The sequence below is a fragment of the Mesorhizobium sp. M7A.F.Ca.CA.002.15.2.1 genome (assembly GCF_003998715.1).
Classification (GTDB): domain Bacteria; phylum Pseudomonadota; class Alphaproteobacteria; order Rhizobiales; family Rhizobiaceae; genus Mesorhizobium; species Mesorhizobium ciceri.
In genome coordinates this window covers 1-1,833 of sequence record NZ_RZPI01000894.1, presented here as the reverse complement: position 1 = coordinate 1,833, position 1,833 = coordinate 1, and the positions used below count along the sequence as shown (strand labels likewise).

Sequence of the window (1,833 nt, the reverse complement as noted above, 5' to 3'; positions counted from 1 at the left end):
TCTTGAATTTCGCTAAGGGCAGGCTTAGAAGCAAACTTCTTCGTCGCCAGCGGCGAGCCGCCCTCGTTCGTGAGGCGTATATAGTCGCCACCAACGACAACTGTCAACACACATCGATAATGTTTTTGAACTTTTTGCGACAGAAATTTCGGACCCGATCTGTCGATAGCCAACTGCCCCAGGGGAACGCTGGCAACATGCGTGGCACGGCCCGGAAGGAGCCCTATTGCCGCCGCATTGCCGTTCGACACCAAAGCCATCGAATGTGGGCGCCGCCGATCGAGCAGCGCCTCTCTTAGGAGCCCTCCTATATAGGAGTGTGCGATGGGCCTTGCGGAGAAGGTACACCGCCCCGCCTGGTAGAGTGCTCTATAGGAGAAGTGCCTGGGGGCAATTCGGTCGGAGCCTGGCGCTTCGTTGACTTCACCTGCCATGACAGGCAAATGTCACGGCCACAACAAAAGCGACAAGCCGTTCCGCCCGGGGAAGAAGCAGCCTTTCTGGATGCCAGACACGGAAGATGTCATAGCCGAACTCGGCAATGAGCCGCCGCTGATCGCGGATGGCCGCAGCGGCCCGCCCGACCGGCGAGAGGTTTCTGCACGCTGGCTGTCGGGAACATTTCTCACTGGCGTGACCTCGAGCGTGTTGATGGGCGTGGCGCTGTTCGCCGCTCTTGACGGCCGCCAGCAGCTGGCCACCCCACCCGAGATCGCCGAGTTGATCAGCCTTGCCGGCAACGGAGATTCCGGCGAAGTCGCCAAGACGACCAGGCTGGTGGCGCCACGTCAGATCGCAAAGGCCAAGGACCGCCGCCGCATGGAAGTGTCGATGGTCACCAAGGTCGGCGACCGCGACGTCATCCACACCATGCCTTTCGTGCAGATCAAGATGGCCCTTGCCGCCGGCCACACCACCAGCCGCGCCTACCCCCCCTTCGACCCGATGCAAGTGTTCGGCGACGACGGCGACGACAATGCCCAGCCGGCGACGGCCTCGGCCGCTTCCGGCCAGATCTACGGCGCCAAGGTCGAAAGCGAGATGAGCCTGAAGACCGTCGATTTTCCGATCGACACGGCTTCCTTCGACGAAAAGAGCGACCTCTCCGCCGACGAGGTGGAAAAAGTGGTGCGCGAGGCCGGCACCGACCTCAGCGACGGCGCCGTGCAGGTCGCTTCGCTCCACTATGTCGATCCGCAGCGATTCGGCGAAGCCTTTGCCGAGAGCATGGCCGGCTCCTACGACGTCAAGATCGTGCCGGAAAACGTCTCGGTGGCGCCGCGAGCCACCGTTGACGACCAGGCGCCGGCTTTCGCCGAGGAAATCATCCCCTTCACCAAGGATCTCGACGTCACCGAGGCTTTTGCTGATTCGGGCTACACAGGGGAAGACGCCACCGGAATGGCCGAAGCCATCGCCAAGTTGCTCAATGCGACGGCGCTCAAGGCTGGAACCGTGCTGCGCGTCGGCCTCGAGGTTCACGGCGATGCCGCCAAGGTCGTGCGCACCAGCGTCTACGACCGGACCCAGCACATCGTCACCATCGCGCTCAACGATCGCGGCCAGTATGTGCCGGCGCAGGAACCGGATCCGAACCCCGAATTGCTGACGGCCTTCGATGATTCGTCGGCGCCGGTGGTGGTGCGCGGCAACCTGCCCAACGTCTATGACGGCATCTACCGCGCCGCCTACTCCTACGGCATGTCCAAGGCGATGACGCAGCGGTTGATCAAGCTGCTGGCGTCCGATGTCGACTTCCAGTCTCGCCTCAGCCCCGCCGACCGCATCGAAGTCCTGTTCTCGCAGCCCGACGGCGACGATCAGACCTCGGAC

At 62.8% G+C, this 1,833-nt stretch carries 2 protein-coding genes; one reads left to right on the top strand and one right to left on the bottom strand.

The genetic code is table 11. The features are described 5' to 3' along the window. Positions 1 to 260 (bottom strand): hypothetical protein (locus tag ENZ74_RS34805; RefSeq protein ID WP_127313258.1); only part of this gene is annotated, 260 nt, incomplete at its 3' end. Between the two features lie 244 nt (positions 261 to 504). On the opposite strand from ENZ74_RS34805, the gene ENZ74_RS30800 reads away from it, so the two are divergent. Next, positions 505 to 1,833, top strand: a 1,329-nt coding sequence (locus tag ENZ74_RS30800) for a M23 family peptidase (RefSeq protein ID WP_164761350.1), incomplete at its 3' end; no start/stop codon positions are given.